The organism is Paenibacillus sp. FSL R5-0475 (genome assembly GCF_038004585.1).
Taxonomy (GTDB): Bacteria; Bacillota; Bacilli; order Paenibacillales; family Paenibacillaceae; genus Paenibacillus_AQ.
In genome coordinates this window covers 336,501-357,224 of the sequence record NZ_JBBORK010000001.1, presented here as the reverse complement: position 1 = coordinate 357,224, position 20,724 = coordinate 336,501, and the positions used below count along the sequence as shown (strand labels likewise).

Below are 20,724 nucleotides of genomic sequence, written 5' to 3'. Positions count from 1 at the left end.
ATCTTTGTAAAGTCTTTTTTTATTCTCTATCTTTGAACTATTCTTGAACTAGAATCCTCCAAAACCCTTTAAAATCAAGGATTTATCTGTTTGATCGCCAAAGATCCCATTGACTATCTACCTATATAATTATAAAATCATTTACGAAAACGTTTCGTAATTCATATTTGAAATCCATAAAAAGTTTAACTCAACTATACTTTTATCATAGATTACGGAGTATTTCGCATTATAAGGAGGACTAAAGTTGGCCTATAACATTAAAGACATAGCGAAAATAGCTGGAGTTTCTGTTTCGACAGTATCTAAAATCATAAATAACTACAGCGATATTTCGGAAGACACCAAGACTAGGGTACAACAAATCATAAAGGAAACTGGATATACTCCCTCCAATTCAGCAAAAACACTAGCTACAAAATCATCGAATCTAATTGGTGTTATTTTTGCAGGAATGCTGAACGTTGACTTTACCCACCCTTTTTTCATCGAAGTTCTAAATTCCTTCAAAAAACAAATGGGACTGTTAGGTTATGACCTGATCTTTTTCTCTAACGAAAAATTTCAAAGTGGCGATACTAATGATTATCTTGCCCGTTGTCTGCATTTTAATGTGGATGGCTGCCTACTTATTACCGGACAAGAGCTAGAAACCTCCATCAGCGAATTGGATAATAGTTCTATCCCATGCATCGGCGTAGATTTAAAGCTGTCAGGCGACAATTCGGGTTATATCATGTCTGATAATTTTAAGTTGTCTACCAAGGTAGTCGAACACTTTTACTTATTAGGCTATCGAGAACTTGGTTATATCGGCAGCTCCTCTGAGTCAGAAATCTCCAATATACGTGAAAGTGGTTTCCGCAAAGCACTTGAAGATTTAGGACTACCGATCAACGAAAACTGGTTCTTAAACGGCAGCAACTTCTTTGAAGCCAGCGGTTATGAGACCATGCGTAGAATGATTTCGAATGGAAACTTGCCCAGAGCGATATTCGCGGCTTCTGATCAGCTAGCTATTGGGGCTATGCGTGCCCTAAAGGAATCTGCTATTGCTGTTCCTGGAACCGTCGCGATTATTGGCTGTGATGATATCGAAGCCTGCAATTACACAACACCACTCTTGACTACGATTAAGCAAAATAAAGATAAGATCGGTCGTCTAGCTGCGTTAATGCTGTATGATCTAATAAACAATCAATCAGGCACGAGCTCTTTCAGCGTCGAGCCAGAGCTCATCATAAGAGAATCCTGCGGAGCTCCTGAGCGGGGTTTAGTATAGATCCCTAAGTGATACCTCTACTTAATTAAAGCGGAACTACTGGGCAGAATATTAAACTATAGAAGCAAAATGAGGATATCCTTAGCCATTTCAATGGCCAAAGATATCCTCATTTTTGTTAGGATCAATACAAAAGGTGTTCCTAAGTCATTTCCATGACTTAGGAACACCTTTATTTGTTAAAGCTTTAAATGATTTGAGCAATCTTACAGATCGAAGTACAGAGAATATTCATGTGGATGAACACGAATCGCAACCTCTTGAGCCTCGGAACGTTTCAGAGCAATATAGTTATCAATGAAGTCCTTAGTAAATACATCGCCTTCTGTAAGGAATTCGTAATCAGCTTCCAAAGAATCAAGCGCTTCGCTCAGGCTACCTGGAACGCTGCGGATCTTTTCTTTGTCTGCATCGGACAATTCGTAGATGTTCTTATCCAGAGGACCGTAACCCAGTTCTTGTGGGTTGATCTTGTTTTTGATTCCGTCCAGACCTGCCATCAGCATTGCGGAGAATGCCAGGTAAGGGTTAGCGGTGGAGTCCGGTGTACGGAACTCGATACGACAGCCCTTCGGTGTCACAGCCGCTACTGGAATACGAACTGCTGCAGAACGATTTCCTTTGGAGTATACCAAGTTAACCGGCGCTTCGTAACCAGGAACCAAACGTTTAAAGGAGTTGGTGCTTGGGTTAGTCAAAGCGATCAAAGCTGGTGCATGATACAAAATACCGCCGATGTAGTGAAGAGCCATTTCGCTCAAGTTAGCATAAGCGCCTTTTTCGTAAAACAAAGGAGTGTCTCCGTCAAAGATCGATTGGTGTACGTGCATTCCGCTACCATTATCGCCAAACAGTGGTTTTGGCATGAAGGTTGCTACTTTGCCGTACTGACGTGCAGTGTTTTGTACAATATATTTATAAGTCATGAGATTATCAGCAGTTTTCTTTAAGGTATCAAAACGGAAGTTAATTTCCGCTTGGCCTGCAGTTGCTACTTCGTGGTGATGACGCTCAATGCGCAGTCCCACTTCAGCAAGCAGACGACACATTTCACTACGGATATCCTGTTGGGAATCCACAGGTGCTACAGGTACATATCCACCTTTAACGCCAACTTTAAATGCAAGATTGCCGCCCTCTTCTTTACGACCCGTATTCCAAGCCGCTTCTTCAGAGTCTACGAAGAATGAGGAGCTGTTCATACCGCTCTCGTAACGAACATCATCAAAGATAAAGAATTCAGACTCAGGTGCGAAGAATGCTGATGTTCCAACTCCGCTCTTCTGAAGGAATTCTTCTGCTTTCACAGCAATACCGCGAGGATCGCGCTCATAGCGTTCACCATCAGGAGTGAAAATGTCGCACATAACGTTCAGCGTTGGATGAGCTGTAAACGGATCAATGAACACACTGTTCGGATCAGGCATCATAACCATGTCTGATTCTTCAATACCACGGAATCCTTTGATGGAAGAACCGTCGAATGCTACCCCATTTACAAAAGTTTCATCTTCCACTTCAGAAGCAGGCAGAGAAATGTGGTGAGCACGGCCACCTAAATCTACGAATCGAAAATCTACCCACTCGATATTGTTTTCTTTAATTGTTTGCAACACTTTTTCAACCGACATGAATTTTTCCTCCCCCAAGTTCCGAACATTAAGCCCCTCACAGTATGCAAATGTTCTTGTTTCATTTTTATTTGCTGTCGTCATTATAAATCTCATACCTAACATCGTCAATGCTTATGTCAGGTATTTCTTTCAGCAATGTAAGATATTCTAACGCTTTCGTGAAATCCATTATTTTCGCTAATATTCATAACATTTCTAACTTATCCAATAGCAAAGAAGCCCTACTATCCCGCTGTACCGCGGGTTTAGAGGACTTCCAAGGTTGTTATATTCTTAAAAATTATAGCGCTGAAACGGTTTCTGGTGAAGTTGAAAACTTACGTCCAACAATCGGAGCAAGCTTTTCGAGATCCTTAAGCAGATTATCGAACTGCTCAGGGAATAACGATTGAACACCGTCACCTGTCATAGAATTGTCCGGATCTGTGTGCATTTCGATGATTAGACCATTTGCACCAGCTGCAACCGAAGCTTTAGCCATAGGTTCAACTAACTCACGACGTCCAGTGCCGTGACTTGGGTCAGAGATTACCGGAAGGTGGCTTAAGCTTTGTAGAACCGGAATAGCCGATAGATCCAGCGTATTGCGTGTGTAAGTCTCAAATGTACGAATACCACGCTCACAGAGCATTACATCCTTATTTCCGCCTGCCAAAATGTACTCCGCTGCATTGAGCAATTCATCATAGGTTGCACTGAAGCCGCGTTTCAGAAGGACAGGTCTTCCACAAGTACCCAGCTTGCGCAATAAATCAAAGTTCTGCATGTTCCGTGTACCGACCTGGAGGATGTCAGCATGCTCTGCACAAATATCCACATACTCTGGTGTCATAACCTCTGTAATGGTTAATAGGCCATGACGCTTTCCTGCTTCAGCCATCATAGTCAAACCTTCTACACCTACGCCTTGGAAGCTGTATGGACCTGTACGGGGCTTAAACGCGCCTCCACGCAGTACCTGAGCACCTGAAGCTTTAACCAGACGGGCAATCTCATCAATCTGCTCTGGAGACTCAACGGCGCATGGTCCGCCCATAATCACCAGATTCTCTCCACCAATCTTCACACCCTTGATATCGATAATGGTATCCTCTGGATGGAAATCACGGCTAGCTAGCTTATAAGACTTGGAGATCTTTACGACGTTCTCCACACCCTTCATTTGCCGCAAATGCTCTGCAAGCTTAGGAGTGACACTTCCTACTAAACCGATAACAGTGTGATCTGCACCTTTAGAGAGATGTACCTGCAGGCCCTCTTTTTCGATAACTGCAATAATATCTTTAACCTGCTCTTCTGGCGTTTGATTGGATGTAATAACGATCATTTTAATAACTTCCTCTCTACACTTAAAATTTATAATAATTTCGCTCAACACACTCGCACTACGACGCGTGTTCGCTTTTAAGCTTTTAAGCTTTTATGCTTTTAACCGATAAAGCGATTTTACTCTAAAAATCCTTTACCGTCAATCCTATTTCCTGATTTATAAGATGAAACCGCTTTTTCTAAATAGAAAAGCGCGTAACCTCGATAGACGAGGTTACGCGCTTTTGTCCTAACACAAATATATAAGTTCGCTTACAGCGCATTAATTAGTACTTGCGCTCTTATTCTTAACCGGAGGAAGTAATTTCGCCATATTCACTGTACGTTTGATCTCCCATGTCTCGGGATTCTCAGAATCGTACTGCTCCAAATAATTAATAACTTCTTTGGTAATTGGAGTAGGTGTAGACGCGCCAGAGGTAACCCCTACAATATTTACACCCTTCAGCCAGTCGGTGTTTAGTTCAGAGATATCAGAAATCCGATGAGCAGGCACACCTGCGATCTCTTCCGACACCTGTGCCAGACGATTAGAGTTGTTGCTTCGTGGATCGCCAACGACAATCACTAGATCGCATTGACCCGCCTGTTCCGCTACAGCCTCTTGACGCACCTGAGTAGCCATACATATCTCATTATGCACTTCAGCACCTGGGAAGGTCTCTAGTAGCTTTTTCATAATATTCTTAATGTCCCACTGGCTCATAGTGGTCTGATTCGTAATTACAATCCGTGAAGAAGGAATGGATAGAGTTGCAATCTCATCTTCTTTTTCAATTAAATGCACATGCTCTGGCGCAATGCCGACAGCACCTTCCGGTTCCGGATGGCCTTTCTTGCCGATATAAATAACCTCATAACCGTCATCGACTTTCTCCTGAATGAGATCATGCGTCTTTGTCACATCAGGACAGGTAGCATCGACCGTAGTCAATCCTTTATCCCTAGCCATCTTGCGTACCTCAGGTGAAACTCCGTGAGCAGTGAATATAACGGTTCCACTGTCTACTTTATCGAGAATATCCAGACGGTTATGACCGTCCAAGGTAATGATGCCATCGTCCTCAAACGAATTCGTGACATGACTATTATGAACAATCATGCCCAGTATATAAATCGGCCGGGGAAGATCGAGATTTTGCGCAGCCTGCCGTGCCATTACCATAGCATCGACTACTCCGTAACAATATCCCCGTGGAGAAATTTTAATGACTTCCATGACTTCACCAACTTTCTGCTTTCGTTGACTTCTGTAATAGGACACACTTTAAATTATACCCTATTCCAGCGGCGGAGCAAAGAGAAGCGGCAACCAGATCACAAAAGTAGTTCCTTCGCCTTGGCGTGTAACAACTTCCACAGACCCACCATGCTCGTCAATAATCCATTTAGCAATGGATAAACCAAGCCCAATTCCTTCTGTAATTCCACGTGATTCATCTGCACGATAGAAACGGTCGAAAATATATGGAACCTCATCTTTATCCATACCTATCCCCGTATCGGTGATCCGAATACCAACCTGATTCTGATAGAAAATCGTATCTAAACTTACCTCGCCAGAAGGCGTGTATTTAAAAGCATTATCAATAAAAATAAATAACATTTGTTGTAAATAATCCTTATTACCCACAACATATTTTCCATTTAAGACGGACATATCCCCTGTAACCCACTCCGCTTGACGAGGCAGGAAGGATGCCCTACGCGCGATCTCAGTCATCATTGGTTCCAGTGCCACCGGCTCTATCTCGAAGGTTCGCCCTGTATCAGCACGAGCGAGCGAGAGCATATCTGCTACAAGTCGGCTCATTCGCTTAGACTCGTCCGCGATATCCTTCACCGATTCCATCGAGAGCTGGCGAATTTCAGCCTCGCTCATCTTCCCTTCGCCCGGCTCCAGCTCCCATACTTTTTGCAGCAGATCGATATTCCCACGAATAGTTGTTAGCGGAGTCCGCAACTCATGTGATGCATCGGAAACGAATCGGCGCTGAGCCGCATACGAATCCTCTAACTCTGTGTAGAATCCTTCCATACGCCCAAGCATGTTATTGACAGTCTCAATTAGACGACCTATTTCGTCCGGAGGTCCATCATATTCAATTCGGGAGCTTAGATCTGTCCCAGTCTGGATACCGTTTGCAGCTTCAATCACCTTTCCAATAGGACTCATCGCTTTACGGGCCAGGAATAAACCAAAAGTAAATGCCGCGATCAAGGTAGCAAAAGAACCGACAAGCAATATATTTTTCAAACGCTCCAAGAGCTTATTCTGCTCATTCACATAGGCAGCGACTTGTAATACAGCCACTGGATTATTATTATAATGTTCTAGTTCGATAGGCATCTCGTAGATCAAAAACTGATTGCCGTCCACAACAACATTACGAAATCCTTTTGCAATTTTATCTTTAGCAGGATAATCAAACCGTAGGCCAAAGTTAATCATATTGGTCGATTGTGACAAGCTTTTGCTGCCATAAGTATAAATTTGCGTATATAAATTGGAGTTTTCAGGACCGACTCCGCCAAGTTTCAGCTCACCATTATAGCGATCAACGCTAAATAAAAGTTTCGTTTGCTCAGATTGCACTTTCAGACGATCCTTCAAGTCCCCATACGTATTAAAATAGACAAAACCGTAAATTGCGGCTGATAAGGCCAGCAGCATAACGGCCAAAATCCCTGAATACCAAGCAGTCAGCCGCAATCTTATAGACATGTTAGTTGTCACCTCTTAGAATGTAACCGGCACCCCGGATCGTTTGAATGAGGCGTTTACCGCCATGCTCCTCCGTCTTTTGGCGTAGCATAGCTATGTATACCTCAAGTACATTAGATTCACCGCTATAATCATAACCCCATATTTTATCCATGATCAGATCCCGCGAAAGCACCCGTTTCGGATTCTGCATAAAGAGATGTAGCAGCTCAAATTCCTTCGCTGTCAGCTCCAGTCTCTTGCCGGCGCGTGTCACTTCACGTGAATCCACATCCAAGGTAATATCCTCGTAAGTAACCGCTTGCTCACTGCCGCCACTTTGCTCACTCTTACGCCGTAGTAACGCTCGTACACGTGCAAGTAATTCTTCCAGCGCAAATGGTTTAACTAGATAATCGTCCGCACCCAGATCAAGCCCTTTCACACGATGCTCAATTTCATCCTTGGCCGTAAGCATTAGAACAGGCACATTACTGCCTCCTTCACGCAAACGACGACAGACTTCAAATCCGTCTACCTGTGGCATCATAACATCCAAAATCACCACATCCGGATCGCTGCTTAGGATTGCTCGTAAACCATCCGCTCCATTCACCGCTGTCTTTACATCGTAGCCTTCAAAAGCTAACCCCCGGCGCAGCATGGAGATAATTTTTTCATCATCATCAATAATAAGAATATTCGGTCGCATCAAGCAGCCCCCATTGTTCATTTCTATTTATTTATATTGTAGCAGTCACACCATGTTTAGACAAAAAACGGAAGGGTTGCCCCTTCCGCGTTATTCACCGTCCGGTGTTATTGCTGCTGACTTTGTCCATTAGTCGTATCAAAATCATTTTTGTTGCCGATTGTTACGGAAAGATCCATGTTTTTACCATCGCGCACCACATTCAGCGTTACTTTGTCACCGACTTTTAACGTTTGAATGAAAGCGATCAGATCTTGATTTGTTGCATATTTTGTACCATTTGCACCTGTAATGATATCGTAAGGGCGCAAGTCAGCGGCATACGCTGGCGATTTAAAGATAATGTCTGCAACTACAGAACCTTCTTTAATATCCGTGCCCATTTGCTTAGCTACTTCATCTGTAATCGTCATAAGCGTTGCACCAATGAATGGTACGGGTTCTTTTGGAATCGCTTGGTTCGCTTCGAGTTTATCTACGACTTCTTTAATCGTATTCACAGCGATAGCGAAACCTATACCTTGGGAATCTGTGCTAACAGCTACGTTCATACCAATTACCTGTCCATTCATATTGAGCAACGGACCACCTGAGTTACCAGGGTTGATAGAAGCATCCGTTTGCAGCAGGTTTTTGTAGTTGCGTGTTCCACTACCGTCTTCTTCGTTGATATCGATGCTGCGTCCTTTTGCACTAAGAACACCAGAGGTTACTGTATGGTCGAAGCCTTGCGGGTTACCGATAGCAACCACTTCTGAGCCTACTTTCAAGCTATCCGAATCTCCCAGAGCAACTGTAGGGAAATCAGTATCTCCTTCAATCTTCAGTACTGCCAAATCCAGATCTTTGCTAGAACCTAGCAACTTTGCTTCGTATGGTTTGGTCACGCCATCCACTGTAACTTGGATGACATCAGCATTTTCAATGACGTGTTGATTGGTCAAAATATATCCAGATTTCTCATAAATGAAGCCTGTTCCAATTCCATAAGGGATGAGCTGCGATGAAGAATTTGAACCTGACTTCGAGTCCTGTTCATTTTGTGAAGAACCACTTCCACCGTATTGATCCCCGAAAAAGAATTGGGAGAACGGATCACTCAAATTCGGACTGGATGAACTCCCATTACGTGAACCGGATTTCACTAGCGTCTCAATCTTGACGACTGCTGGTCCAACCGCATCAACTACGCCAGTCACATCACGAGATCCTTTCACCAATGATGTAGTGGTAGTATTAGGTGTAGTACTAGCACTCTCATTCGTCGTCTTCGCCGTTCCATTCGATCCTGAGCTTGCAATGGTTGTTGCATCCCCTGTGAACCAGTTGCCTCGATCTGCCATGAACATAGAACCTGAGAGAACGACCATACCCGCTAAGAAGGAAACAAATATAGTTTTCACTGAGCTTTTTGGCTTTTTATTAAACTGCCAGCCACCGCCACCTTCAGAACCACCTCCGCCGTTTCCTCCACGTCCACCGCCATTACCATCGAAGCCTGTACTGCGATATGAACTGTTATATGGGAGTTGTTTTACAGGCTGTGGAGGTGTAATCTCGACCCGCTCCGGCTCCATCCGGTTGTAATGCTGAGCACTTCCGTCTACGTTACTTTCATCTTTGTTCAATGATTTAAATGGTCCATAAGAATAGTAGTATGATGATCCGGATTCGGATGACTGATTATTATTGCTATTATGGTTATTATTGTCCCAATCCCGATCTGATGCTGGTCCATTGTCTCGATTAAAGTTGTTTTTGTTATCGTCCATGTTTATTTACCTCCTGCATCCTGTCGCCTGACAAGGATTAATTTGTTTTCTTGTTTCTTATTTTGTACTTTAAACCTTAAGGTCACATTAAAAACAATTTAAGCGGAGATAAAAGATATAGGCAAATAGATGGGATTTGGTTCAAAAGGCGCACGCTGTTGGTCAGGACTGGGTTTCAGGCTACACCGCTGTTGAAATCATGTTCCTATGAATTGACCCTGCGGGTAGAACATGATTTCAAAGGCGGTCGTAAACTTTTCGCTCTGATACCCAATCCCTAGGCAGGGAAGTAAAAAAGAAGCTCGGGCGCGGATAACAACGCGGCCCGAACTTCCAACATACAACCTAGAACAAAACCCTAGAACGTCGTCCATGAACGAAGTCCAAGAACAAGGAACAAACAACGATCAATAATTATAGGGAAAAACTCCCTATAATTAACCAAAAACCACAAGAAATCAAGATTTAAAGGGAATACCTCACTATAATTCTCAGCAACATAGCTATTTATGAGAAAAACAAGGAATTTATACGGAGGATTTCCCTATAATCCTGTATACAAGTGTAAAACTCAAGATTAAAGGGAAGTTTTCGCTATAACTTACTTTTAAGTCCCCATAAACTACTCCAAATCATCTTAAACACCAATCCCTAACCCTGAGCCCAACCCTTCCGATGAGCATAAATAGCCAACTGGGTTCGATCATCCAGCTCGCATTTCATCAGCAGGTTACTGACATGCGTCTTCACTGTCTTGATGCTGATATGTAGTTCCTCTCCGATATCCTTATTCGTCTTGCCCTCAGCAATGAGCAGTAAGACCTCCTTCTCACGCTCCGTCAAGCCGGAGGAATCGCCTTGCACGGTACGCTGGCGAATGCCACGTGTCAGCGCTTGCGATACATCACCTGTCATAACTGGCATACCGCGAAATGCGCCTTGCAGTGCGTAGATCAGTTCCTCTGCCGATACGGTTTTGAGCACATAGCTGACTGCTCCAGCTTCTATAGCGTCCACGACGAGGTCATCCTCTAAGAAGCTGGTCAAGATAACGATTTTGAGACCAGGAAATTCCGATAGCACTGCACGAGTAGTCTCCACACCATTCATCACAGGCATCATCAGATCCATTAGCACGAGATCGGGTAAGCCTTCATGTCCGCCAGCACGCAGCATCTCCAGCGCTTCCTGTCCATTTGCTGCTTCTCCTATAACCTCAAACGTCGGCTCCAGCATCAGATATGTTTTAAGACCCATCCGCACCATATCATGATCATCCACGAGCAACACTCTTATGACGCTCATGCTCTATTCCTCCTCGTCCTCTGTATCTGTTCCTAATGCTCTTTTTTCCTCTAACTCAGAGTTCCCTTGCACAAACTTAGGGATATGTACGCGTATGGTCGTTCCCGCACCCTTACGGCTAATAATCTCCACTTGTCCACCCAGTTTCTCCGCACGTTCGCGCATGGTGGTAAGACCATACGAACCCTGTTTTTGCTGTATATGTTCAAAACCTTGACCATCGTCGCTAATACTCAGCACAACCTGTCTTGACCCTTCACGCAGTGATAAACTGACCAGTCTAGCTTCAGCATGCTTCACAATATTCGCCATAGCCTCCTGGATAATCAAGAATAGCTGATGTTCAATAGCCTCAGATAATTCTCCTTGCAGCTCAAGCTCCTTCATTCCTTTTAAGCCGTTTTGGCGGCAATAATCTGGGAACCATTTTTCCAGTGCTTCGAAAAGATTCCTGCCTTCCAGCTCCACCGGTCGCAACTGTGCAATAAGTGCTCTCATCTGCTTTTGTGCCATCTGTGACATTGCAATTAACTGATCCATTACCAATTGACCTTGAGCTTCATTAACCTTCAGCACTTTAGGCAGCGAAGAAGCCGACATATGGATGGCAAAAAGCTGTTGGCTCACCGTATCATGCAAATCCCGGGCCATACGTCTTCTTTCCTCCAACACCGCACTCTCCGCTGCCTGTTCCTTCTCAATAACCTCTTGTTCACCCAATCGCTGCAGAAGCTGCATCTTGTTCTCAACCGTATCCATCATGACATTAAATTCATGGTACACTCTCGCAAAAGACTGATCATCACTCTCTGGCATACGTACGGACAGATTCCCTTTTGCCACCTGCAGCATATTTAGATCCAGATGATCAATCCGGCGCTGAATGCGCTGCCCTGCCATATAGCCAATTACAACAGTGAACAACACGATCCCAAGACATAAGTACAGCCACATGCGATAATCCATTACTTCGATATACCCAAGGCAAGTGCCTGCATACATCAACCCGGCGCTTACGGCTCCAGTGAGCAAAAAGTAAAACAACAACAACCATTTGGTATTACTGAAGATTGTTCCCATCTAACCCACCGTTTTAACTTTAATGTCACCTATAAAAGCACTTACGTTAATGCGGACTTTTTTGCCCGCTTCTTTATAATAAGGCGTCTTGCATTGAACACTGCTCATAAATCCACTCCGAGACTGATCCAGAACTTCCATATCACCGATAAATGAACTACTGTTCACTGAGATTCCAAGATCCATATCATTCGGAATGTATACCTTGATGTCACCTATAAAAGCGGAGATATTAATCCTCGTCTCTCCATAAGCAATCTGCGCGTTCGTCAGATCCAGTACAGTATCACCTATAAACTGCGAGACATTTGTATTCTTCAGTTGGAAATGCTCGCGACCCATGTGGACATCCCCAATAAAAGCAGAGCGATTAGTTGACTCCTTGCTGTTACTCTCTGTCTTATGGAACTCCTCATGCCATTCCCCATGTCTTCTAGCATGACGCTCATGACGTTCCTGACGTCTGCGCTCATGACGCTCCTGTTTCTCCTGCCAACGTGATTCAGCGGTGGATTTAAAAGCTCCAGTTCCGTCCTCATCCTCTTCTTCATCTTTTTGCAGATTAATATTCCAGTCTCGCCCTCCAGAAGATTTACCGAATTTCTGCTCGAATTGTTCATCTAGCGTGGAATCCAGCGGTTTTGGCGGCTCCACATCTAGCGAGCTTTTTCCTGGAGGAAAGTAATCAGGTGGTGATGGTGGCGCAGGTGGCACTGGTGGTACTGAACCTCGTGGTTTAAAAATCACATAAAGACCGCCACCAATAAGCATGATTGGAATGAACATTTTGAAAAAATCCCCGGCTGAAATATCGAACCAGTCCAAATTTCGTCCAAGGAAGAACACTCCGATCGCCAGAAAGAAAAAACCGCCGATAGGTGAAGATCCACCTTTTTGATGTTCGTCTCCCGTACCCAGGAGTCGCTTCATCCCCATGAGGATCAAGATAACAGGCCAATAATTTGAGATTAAATAACCTAAGCTGAAATCGGTGTAACCCAACTGTCTAAGTAGAAACATGGCTCCAATCCCTATCAGGATCAAGCCGCCAAAAATCTGACTTGTGAACCTTCTTTTCATATTCCATTTCCCCTTTAAATTAGTGGAACGCTCTCTTCTTCAATCTTATAGCCTTAGTCTACAGGAAGGAAGCGCTCATAAACAGCGGCGAGAGAAGGAACTTCCACTCAGTCTCTAGACCGAGACGAATGGGTTAATATTCCATTCACTTCATTATATATGAAATATAAAAAAAAAGACTGTCCCTCAGTTATAAACTGATTTGGGACAGTCTCTTTATTCAGCAGTCTTCTGCTTCAGTAGCGCATTATTGTTGCGGTTTCTGAGCTGGTTTAGAAGTATTTCCACTTTGCTTAGTTGTGCCGTCATTCTCAACAGCAAACTCAGCATTGTATTTTTCATTCGGTGTTTTGTAGTTTTCTTGAACTTTAGACTTTTTATTATTAGCCACGGAATTCACCTCCCTTATCCCTTATGCAGCATAGATAATGCTTACTAAGAGAACATCTCGGATGAGGCTATTGCTCTGCCCCAGTCCGTATTATGGCAAGGTGATGTCACTATTATGCATGACCAAGTGAAATTAAGTTCAATCCACCAAATTCATTGAAGTATAACCGCTAGATCTTAAATGGATTCTTCCAGCAGGGATTGCGGTACAGCATTATAAGTCTCAATTGCCTGAGTGAGCTTCTTCAGCATCACTTCTGTACATGTACCGTTTCCTCGCTTAATGAGCTGAACTACAACTGATTTTTTGCCCCATTCCTTATACACCTGTTTCGTAGTAGCAAAATACAAATCAATCTTCCGCCCTTTAATGGCAGATCCTGTATCAGCGACGATGCCGTATCCATAACCAGGTATATAAAGTATACTCCCTAACGGGATTACCTTAGGGTCAGCAGCAATAGTCGAGACTGTATTCTTATCTCTACGTACTTTAACACCTGAATAGGTGATTCCGTATTCGGGATGTTTAGATGTTTTACCTGTTGATTCATAACCCGCAGTATAACCCGTCGCCATCACTTTCATTGAAGTAATAATTTGGTCAGGAGCTGGCGCAGCTACGGGAATAGAATTCGGCGATTTTGAAGAGCCTGTACCCCCACTCCCTTTGGTAGTTGGAGCTTTAGTGCTCTGTGGTGACTTTGTAGCTACTGGTTTATTTTTTGTTGTCGCAGGAACGATCGGTACGCTGGAATATGGCTCGTTTGATAACAAGGTAGCACGGCCAGTGGTGAGAATAGCTTGTTGATCTTTGGTTCTCATTGAACCTGAGTTAGCCTGAGTATGTTGCAATTCGTTCGAAAGCGTTTTGCTAATATCTGTGTGCTGTAATGTGTCTTCTGTCCCATTGGCCACAACTGCTTGATGCTTGGATTCAGGAATGATACCTGCAGCAGTCAACAGTAGGACTATTGTGACGAAAAGACACCAAAACCTCTGAAATATGCCCATTTTGTTCATGTGATAAACCTCCCCCTTATTAGCGAAGGTTTCCCGATTCACAAAATTTTATACATAAAGATCAATTTTCGATCCTTACGGGCATATGACAGAGGTCGTTATTAGACGTACTTTTGGTGTTGATTATTACAAGTAATTAGGAGATTACACGGTCAGCAATTTCCTGAGCCAGCAGCTCAATAACTTCTTGAAGCGGCTTAGCTCCCATATCGCCTTCTCCACGCTTACGGATGGAAACTGTCTCGGCATTCATCTCATTCTCGCCAACTACGAACATGTATGGTAGCTTCTCCAGCTGAGCTTCACGGATCTTATAGCCAAGCTTCTCATTACGCAAATCTGCCTCAGCAGAGATACCACGGCGACGCAGCTTGTCTGTAACTTCCTTAGCATAATCGTCGAAGGCAGTCGAAACAGGAATAACTTTAACCTGCTGTGGAGACAGCCAAAGCGGCAGTGATCCTGCAAAGTTCTCTAACAAGAAAGCAACAAAGCGCTCCATAGTACCTAAAATACCGCGGTGTAGAACAACTGGACGGTGTTTCTGACCATCGTCACCGATATATTCCAATTCAAAGCGTTCAGGCAGCAAGAAGTCGATCTGTACAGTGGAGAGAGTTTCTTCTTTGCCTAGTACAGTCTTGATCTGCACATCCAGCTTAGGACCGTAGAAAGCAGCTTCGCCTTCTGCTTCGTAGAATGGCAGACCAGCTTCTTCTACAACTTCACGCAACATACGCTGTGCAGTTTCCCACATTTCGTCATTAGCGTAATATTTCTCAGTATCCTTAGGATCACGATAAGACAACCGGAAACGGTAGTCATTAATACCAAAGTCACTGTATACCTGTTTAATCAACTCGATTACACGAATGAACTCGCCTTTAATTTGATCCAGACGGCAGAAAATATGGGAGTCATTAAGAGTCATCGAACGCACACGGTGCAAGCCAGTCAATGCTCCTGACATTTCATAACGGTGCTGGATACCCAGTTCAGCAATACGGATCGGCAGATCACGATAGCTGTGCATGGAGCTCTTATAAATCATCATGTGATGCGGGCAGTTCATTGGGCGGAGAACAAATTCTTCATTATCAATAGTCATTTTAGGGAACATGTCCTCTTGATAGTGCTCCCAGTGTCCAGAAGTTTTATATAGTTCAACATTACCAAGAACCGGAGTATATACATGCTGGTATCCTAGACTTGCTTCCAGATCCACAATGTAACGTTCCAGAATACTGCGAAGTTTAGCACCCTTAGGCAGCCAGATCGGCAAGCCTTGGCCTACCAATTGATTAAATGTGAAGATTTCAAGCTCTTTACCCAGCTTACGGTGGTCGCGTTTCTTCGCTTCTTCAAGCAGACGAAGATGCTCATCGAGCTGCGCTTTTTTAATCCAAGCTGTACCGTATACGCGTTGAAGCATTTTATTCTTGCTATCGCCGCGCCAGTAAGCACCAGCTACATTCATCAATTTAAAGACTTTGATCTTAGAAGTCGACGGTAAGTGTGGTCCCCGGCACAAGTCGAAGAATTCGCCTTGTTCATAGATCGAAATCACACTATCTTCAGGCAATGCTTCAATTAGTTCAAGTTTGTAAGGATCACCTAGCTCACCGAATATTTGGAGCGCTTCCTTACGGCTAACTTCCTTACGTACGATTGGAAGGTTCTCAGAGATAATGCGATCCATTTCCTTTTCAATCTTTAGCAGATCCTCAGGATTAAGCGGATGTTCCAAATCCATATCGTAGTAGAAGCCATCTTCGATAACAGGACCTACACCAAGCTTAACTTCCTTTGTTCCATATAAACGTCTTACAGCTTGCGCCATCAAGTGGGCAGTACTGTGACGCATAACTTCCAAGCCTTCTGGTGAATCCAAAGTTACGATTTCTATCAATGCGCCTTCCTCTAGCGGAGTGGACAGATCCACGACAATACCATTCAATTTCCCTGCCACCGCATTCTTGCGAAGTCCACTACTAATAGAAGCCGCTACATCATCAATATTACTACCTTCTGCGTATTCCCGAACGGAACCGTCCGGAAGTTTAATACTTACCATTTTAATTTCCTCCTTCATTTCCTTAAGCCAAACAACAATTTTAAATTTTTCGAAACGGAAATATCCACGCATACAAAAAACGCCCGTCCCGCAAAGGGACGAGCGATTGCACCCGTGGTTCCACCCAAATTCGATTCTCTCAATCTGCTCTTAAAGCAGAGTCGAGTCAGAATCCTTCGTAAGCATGGAATAACGACCATGAACCGGCGGTTCTTACTATCCCATTTCAGGGAATTCATAACCGCAGCTACAAAGGGGTAAATCGATAGTAGGATACCGGAGGAAATTACAGCCTATGTTCCCTCTCTCTGATACGGTCCAGAACAATCCATTCATATCTTTGTCAAAGCTGTTAACGTGAATTATGGAGTAATTATAAATCTGTCCTCTCTGACAGTCAAGTCTGTAGAGGGGGCAAAATTTTGTAAACCGCGGAAACAGTCACCTACACGGACAGTTCTGCAGCCAGGAAATAGCGCTAGAACTGTCCTTAACAGGTTACTCTTCTCGGCGTTTCCCAGGTAAGCGGCCTGCACGTTTCAAAGACTCACGCAGCAAGTATTCGATATGTCCGTTTACACTGCGAAATTCCTCTCCCGCCCAACGTTCCAACGCCTCATGCAGATCCGGATCGATCCGCAATGGAAAGCTTTTCTTGGCCGCCATGATGCACCGCCTTAATACAACGAGCCGGCGTTAATGACCGGACTCGCTCCGCGCTCCGACACGATCGCCACCATCAGATTATTAATCATGGCCGCTTTACGTTCTTCATCAAGCTCCACTACACCGCTCTCTTTAAGCTGTTTAATCGCCATATCGACCATGCCAACTGCACCTTCAACAATGATTTGACGAGCAGACAGAATGGCAGAAGCTTGCTGCCGCTGCAACATGGTGCTGGCGATTTCTGTTGAATAAGCCAAATGTGTAAGCCGGGCTTCAATGACTTCTACACCAGATAAGGACAAACGCTCTTGAAGCTCAGTCGCTAACTCTTTAGCAATTTCATCTGCATTGGCACGTAAGGACATCCCAGATTCATTGAAGTTATCATAAGGGTATTTGCTGGCTACATGACGCAGCGCCGTTTCACTCTGAATCTCTACGAAAGCCATGTATTTATCTACATCAAAGAGGGCTTTAGCGGAGTTAATCACCTTAAAGACGATAACTGCAGCAATTTCAATCGGATTACCTTCAACATCATTGACCTTGAGCTTCACACTGTTAAAGTTACGAACGCGTAGGGAAACCGTCTTACGTACGCTGAACGGAATAACTGCGAACAGTCCACTCGTTGCAATAGTCCCTACATATTTGCCGAAAAAGGTGACTACAACCGACTTATTAGGTTGTACAACCGTAATACTCGTACATAGTATTGCTGATACAACGAACAGAATGACCGGTACTGCAATATACTCCTGAACAGCACCATAGATTCCACCAGCCAAACAAACTGCAATTAATGCGATAACCCAAAATCCGCTGACAGGACGAAGCGTCTTCTCCTTCATAAAAAGCACCCCCATAAGATATTCTTTTGATATGATTATGATATCACTTTTGGATAATAATGTGTATACAAAAATGTGATAAAATAATGAATTTATGTTCACAGGTAAAATAAACCTTCGAAATCTTAACCATACAAAAAAACGCTTGCTGCTCAATCATCCACAAAACGGATTAACGAGCAACAAGCGCTGATTTAATTTATATATTAGTTCTGCATGATGAAATCATTATCAATCTTCGCATTAGCATCATCGAACACGCGCAGAATATCGTAGCGTGTATTCCGCTGTGCCGGGATTTTGCCTGCTTCGCGGATCAGCTGAGTAATCGATTCGATATTGACCTTGTAGGTCGCGCCCGCAGAAGATACTACATTTTCTTCAATCATTGTACTGCCGAAATCGTTACAGCCATATTGAAGGGAAAGCTTGCCGACCTCTGGTCCCATTGTTACCCAAGAGGACTGGAAGTTCTTAATGTTGTCTAGAACAAGGCGACTTATGGCTACCGTCTTCAGATATTCTTCAGGCGTTTGTCTATCCAACTTCAGGTTAGTATTGTCCGGTTGGAAGGTCCAAGAAATAAAGGCCAAGAAACCCTCTGAATCGTATTTGTTGGCAATACACTCGTCCTGAGCCTCACGCACACGAAGTAAGTGTAATGCCCGTTCTTCCATACTCTCACCAAGTCCAATGACCATCGTAGCTGTCGTATTCATACCGACCTTATGCGCTGTCTGCATTACGTCCATCCACTCGCGCCATGAGCCTTTAAGTCGGCTGATCTTGCGGCGTGTGCGATCATCGAGAATTTCCGCTCCCCCACCTGGTAGTGAATCCAGGCCAGCAGCATGGATTTCACGCACAACTTCCTCGAGCGATAATCCAGATACTTCTTTCATCTTCATAATCTCAGCAGGAGAGAAGGAATGCATTGTAATCTCAGGAAAACGTTGCTTAATTCCGCGAAGTATATCGGTATAATAGCTGAAAGGAAGATTTGGGTTCGTACCGCCTTGCATCAGTATTTCTGTACCATTTACAGCGATAGTCTCAGCGATTTTTTGGTAAATCGTCTCATCCGGCAATACATAACCCTCATCAGAGCCCGGTCTGCGATAAAATGCGCAGAAACGGCAGTAGACATCACATACATTCGTATAGTTAATGTTACGACCAATTACAAACGTGGCCATCGGGTCTGGATGCCAGCGTTCCATTATGGTGTTTGCAGCTGCACCCATTTTCTCAATTTCGTTGCTCTCGAACAGTCGGATGGTATCTTCCAATTGGAGACGTTCACCCCGTAGGGCTTTGTCCAAAATAAGATCTATCGCACTCATCGTTCGCATCCTCCTTCTAAACCCTTAGGGGTATGGTAGAATCACAAAATTACAGGAAGAAAAAACGTTGTCTCTTTTTCAAGGTGACAACCCTTTCTCATACAATTGAACAGTTCATTTCCTCATCGTATCACAATCTGAACAGCTTGAAAAATGCTTTTACATTCTTCGCAAATTCCTATCCAGAAGAAAAGCAGCATCGCACTAAGCGATACTGCTAGTTATACTCTATTTCTCCACTAACACTCGATTGAACATTTCTTCCTGTTACTTGGACTCAATTTCTGCCCTAGCGGCCTCTAGTGCTTGGCCAAGATCAGCAATCAAATCCTCTGCATGTTCAATACCGACGGAGAAGCGCAGCAAACGATCATCTACACCCACAGCATTTCGAATCTCCACAGGAATATCAGCATGTGTTTGTACAGCCGGATAAGTCATAAGTGACTCTACGCCGCCCAAGCTTTCTGCGAATGCAATAAGACGAATATGACGAAGAAGCGGCTCTACGTATCTGGCATCTTTTAATTTGAAAGAAAAAATACCGGTATTGCCTGAAGATTGACGATTCTGGATTTCATGTCCTGGATGATCAGGCAATCCTGGATGGAACACTTCCGCAATCGCTGGATGCTCTAATAAGTAGTGAGCGATCGCTAGTGCATTGCTTTCGTGACGCTCCATACGCAGCGCCAATGTCTTCAAGCCTCTCATCAACTGATAACTGTCTGTTGGTCCGAGCACGGCGCCAATAGAGTTATGTAGAATCGCTAATTCAGCTGATAATTCTACACCCTTGGATACAATCAGGCCTGCCAGTACATCATTATGACCACCCAAATACTTAGTAGCGCTATGAACTACAATATCCGCACCTAATTCTATAGGCCGTTGGAAGAATGGAGTCAGCAGCGTATTATCTACAATGCTAAGTAACCCATGGTGACGTGCCCAAGTGCACACGGCTTCAATATCCGTGATCATCATAAGTGGGTTCGTTGGCGTTTCAATAAATACAGCTTTCGTATTTGGACAACGCGAAGCTTCCAGTGCATCCAAATCATTCGTGTCTACATAAGAAGCAGTGATTCCAAACTTGGACATAATCCGTTCCAACAAACGATAGGTACCGCCGTAAAGATCCAGCGAAACGATCAGATGGTCGCCTTGAGCGAACAAGGTAAGCACCGTTTGTATCGCTGCCATCCCAGAGCTACAAGCAAATCCTGCATCTCCAGATTCCAGTTCCGCAGCTGCATTCTCAAGCACTGAACGGGTCGGACTCTTGGTGCGGCTATAATCAAACCCTGTGCTTTGACCGAGTTTTGGATGACGAAATGCCGTTGCATTATAAATCGGAAAATTAATTGCTCCTGTGGCAGGATCTTCTTGAGAACCTATTTGAGCCAGTCTACTTTCAATCCTAAGTTTGTCATCCATGATTAATGCCTCCTAATTTATATTGTAGCGCTATTA

Annotated in this window: 17 protein-coding genes; 1 reads left to right on the top strand and 16 read right to left on the bottom strand. The window is 43.9% G+C overall.

Annotated features, from left to right (window positions below):
* Positions 1 to 247 precede the first annotated feature (247 nt).
* Positions 248 to 1,282, top strand: a complete 1,035-nt coding sequence (locus tag MKX41_RS01415) for a LacI family DNA-binding transcriptional regulator (protein WP_042186234.1) — start codon at positions 248 to 250, stop codon at positions 1,280 to 1,282.
* Positions 1,283 to 1,488: 206 nt separating this feature from the next.
* Here MKX41_RS01415 and glnA read toward each other — a convergent pair whose 3' ends face one another.
* From glnA to MKX41_RS01335, 16 genes are all read right to left on the bottom strand, one after another.
* Positions 1,489 to 2,913, bottom strand: a complete 1,425-nt coding sequence (glnA, locus tag MKX41_RS01410; RefSeq protein ID WP_042186233.1) for a type I glutamate--ammonia ligase — start codon at positions 2,911 to 2,913, stop codon at positions 1,489 to 1,491.
* Positions 2,914 to 3,196: 283 nt separating this feature from the next.
* Entirely contained in the window at positions 3,197 to 4,243 is a 1,047-nt protein-coding gene (gene aroF, locus MKX41_RS01405; protein ID WP_042186231.1) for a 3-deoxy-7-phosphoheptulonate synthase, read from the bottom strand.
* 264 nt (positions 4,244 to 4,507) lie between these two features.
* Entirely contained in the window at positions 4,508 to 5,464 is a 957-nt protein-coding gene (locus MKX41_RS01400; RefSeq protein WP_340968304.1) for a 4-hydroxy-3-methylbut-2-enyl diphosphate reductase, read from the bottom strand.
* A gap of 60 nt (positions 5,465 to 5,524) precedes the next feature.
* Positions 5,525 to 6,970, bottom strand: a complete 1,446-nt coding sequence (locus MKX41_RS01395; RefSeq protein ID WP_340968301.1) for a sensor histidine kinase — start codon at positions 6,968 to 6,970, stop codon at positions 5,525 to 5,527.
* Position 6,971: 1 nt separating this feature from the next.
* On the bottom strand, positions 6,972 to 7,661 hold the full coding sequence (locus tag MKX41_RS01390; protein ID WP_042125657.1) for a response regulator transcription factor: 690 nt from the start codon (positions 7,659 to 7,661) through the stop codon (positions 6,972 to 6,974).
* Between the two features lie 107 nt (positions 7,662 to 7,768).
* Positions 7,769 to 9,433, bottom strand: coding sequence for a S1C family serine protease (locus MKX41_RS01385; protein WP_340968300.1), 1,665 nt, complete (start codon positions 9,431 to 9,433; stop codon positions 7,769 to 7,771).
* Positions 9,434 to 10,084: 651 nt separating this feature from the next.
* Positions 10,085 to 10,738 (bottom strand): response regulator, encoded by a 654-nt coding sequence (locus MKX41_RS01380; RefSeq protein ID WP_042186223.1) that lies wholly within the window; start codon positions 10,736 to 10,738, stop codon positions 10,085 to 10,087.
* 3 nt (positions 10,739 to 10,741) lie between these two features.
* Positions 10,742 to 11,818 carry a HAMP domain-containing sensor histidine kinase gene (locus MKX41_RS01375; RefSeq protein ID WP_042186220.1) on the bottom strand — a complete coding sequence of 359 codons (1,077 nt, stop codon included), beginning with the start codon at positions 11,816 to 11,818 and terminating at the stop codon, positions 10,742 to 10,744.
* A complete protein-coding gene (gene liaF / locus MKX41_RS01370; protein ID WP_340968298.1) occupies positions 11,819 to 12,898 on the bottom strand; it encodes a cell wall-active antibiotics response protein LiaF in 1,080 nt (359 codons plus the stop codon). It lies immediately after the preceding gene.
* Between the two features lie 247 nt (positions 12,899 to 13,145).
* Positions 13,146 to 13,289, bottom strand: a complete 144-nt coding sequence (locus MKX41_RS01365; protein WP_156114753.1) for a hypothetical protein — start codon at positions 13,287 to 13,289, stop codon at positions 13,146 to 13,148.
* A gap of 176 nt (positions 13,290 to 13,465) precedes the next feature.
* Positions 13,466 to 14,032, bottom strand: coding sequence for a 3D domain-containing protein (locus tag MKX41_RS01360; RefSeq protein WP_371915726.1), 567 nt, complete (start codon positions 14,030 to 14,032; stop codon positions 13,466 to 13,468).
* Between the two features lie 415 nt (positions 14,033 to 14,447).
* Positions 14,448 to 16,385 (bottom strand): threonine--tRNA ligase, encoded by a 1,938-nt coding sequence (thrS, locus tag MKX41_RS01355; protein WP_076300071.1) that lies wholly within the window; start codon positions 16,383 to 16,385, stop codon positions 14,448 to 14,450.
* Positions 16,386 to 16,883: 498 nt separating this feature from the next.
* Positions 16,884 to 17,051: a toxin-antitoxin system HicB family antitoxin gene (locus MKX41_RS01350; RefSeq protein WP_042186214.1), complete on the bottom strand. Its 168-nt coding sequence runs from the start codon at positions 17,049 to 17,051 to the stop codon at positions 16,884 to 16,886.
* Positions 17,052 to 17,062: 11 nt separating this feature from the next.
* Positions 17,063 to 17,905, bottom strand: coding sequence for an SPFH domain-containing protein (locus MKX41_RS01345; protein WP_042186213.1), 843 nt, complete (start codon positions 17,903 to 17,905; stop codon positions 17,063 to 17,065).
* 206 nt (positions 17,906 to 18,111) lie between these two features.
* Positions 18,112 to 19,248 (bottom strand): cyclic dehypoxanthinyl futalosine synthase, encoded by a 1,137-nt coding sequence (gene mqnC / locus MKX41_RS01340; protein ID WP_340968292.1) that lies wholly within the window; start codon positions 19,246 to 19,248, stop codon positions 18,112 to 18,114.
* A 267-nt stretch (positions 19,249 to 19,515) separates the two neighbouring features.
* Complete coding sequence (locus MKX41_RS01335; RefSeq protein WP_340968291.1) at positions 19,516 to 20,688, bottom strand: PLP-dependent transferase; 1,173 nt, start codon at positions 20,686 to 20,688, stop codon at positions 19,516 to 19,518.
* Positions 20,689 to 20,724 lie beyond the last annotated feature (36 nt).

Coding starts and splice junctions, on each gene's coding strand:
- MKX41_RS01400 (WP_340968304.1), bottom strand. CDS start 5,464: ATGGAAGTCATTAAAATTTCTCCACGGGGATATTGTTACGGAGTAGTC.
- MKX41_RS01385 (WP_340968300.1), bottom strand. CDS start 9,433: ATGGACGATAACAAAAACAACTTTAATCGAGACAATGGACCAGCATCA.
- MKX41_RS01395 (WP_340968301.1), bottom strand. CDS start 6,970: ATGTCTATAAGATTGCGGCTGACTGCTTGGTATTCAGGGATTTTGGCC.
- mqnC (WP_340968292.1), bottom strand. CDS start 19,248: ATGAGTGCGATAGATCTTATTTTGGACAAAGCCCTACGGGGTGAACGT.
- MKX41_RS01380 (WP_042186223.1), bottom strand. CDS start 10,738: ATGAGCGTCATAAGAGTGTTGCTCGTGGATGATCATGATATGGTGCGG.
- glnA (WP_042186233.1), bottom strand. CDS start 2,913: ATGTCGGTTGAAAAAGTGTTGCAAACAATTAAAGAAAACAATATCGAG.
- MKX41_RS01375 (WP_042186220.1), bottom strand. CDS start 11,818: ATGGGAACAATCTTCAGTAATACCAAATGGTTGTTGTTGTTTTACTTT.
- MKX41_RS01335 (WP_340968291.1), bottom strand. CDS start 20,688: ATGGATGACAAACTTAGGATTGAAAGTAGACTGGCTCAAATAGGTTCT.
- MKX41_RS01390 (WP_042125657.1), bottom strand. CDS start 7,661: ATGCGACCGAATATTCTTATTATTGATGATGATGAAAAAATTATCTCC.
- aroF (WP_042186231.1), bottom strand. CDS start 4,243: ATGATCGTTATTACATCCAATCAAACGCCAGAAGAGCAGGTTAAAGAT.
- MKX41_RS01350 (WP_042186214.1), bottom strand. CDS start 17,051: ATGGCGGCCAAGAAAAGCTTTCCATTGCGGATCGATCCGGATCTGCAT.
- thrS (WP_076300071.1), bottom strand. CDS start 16,385: ATGGTAAGTATTAAACTTCCGGACGGTTCCGTTCGGGAATACGCAGAA.
- MKX41_RS01345 (WP_042186213.1), bottom strand. CDS start 17,905: ATGAAGGAGAAGACGCTTCGTCCTGTCAGCGGATTTTGGGTTATCGCA.
- liaF (WP_340968298.1), bottom strand. CDS start 12,898: ATGAAAAGAAGGTTCACAAGTCAGATTTTTGGCGGCTTGATCCTGATA.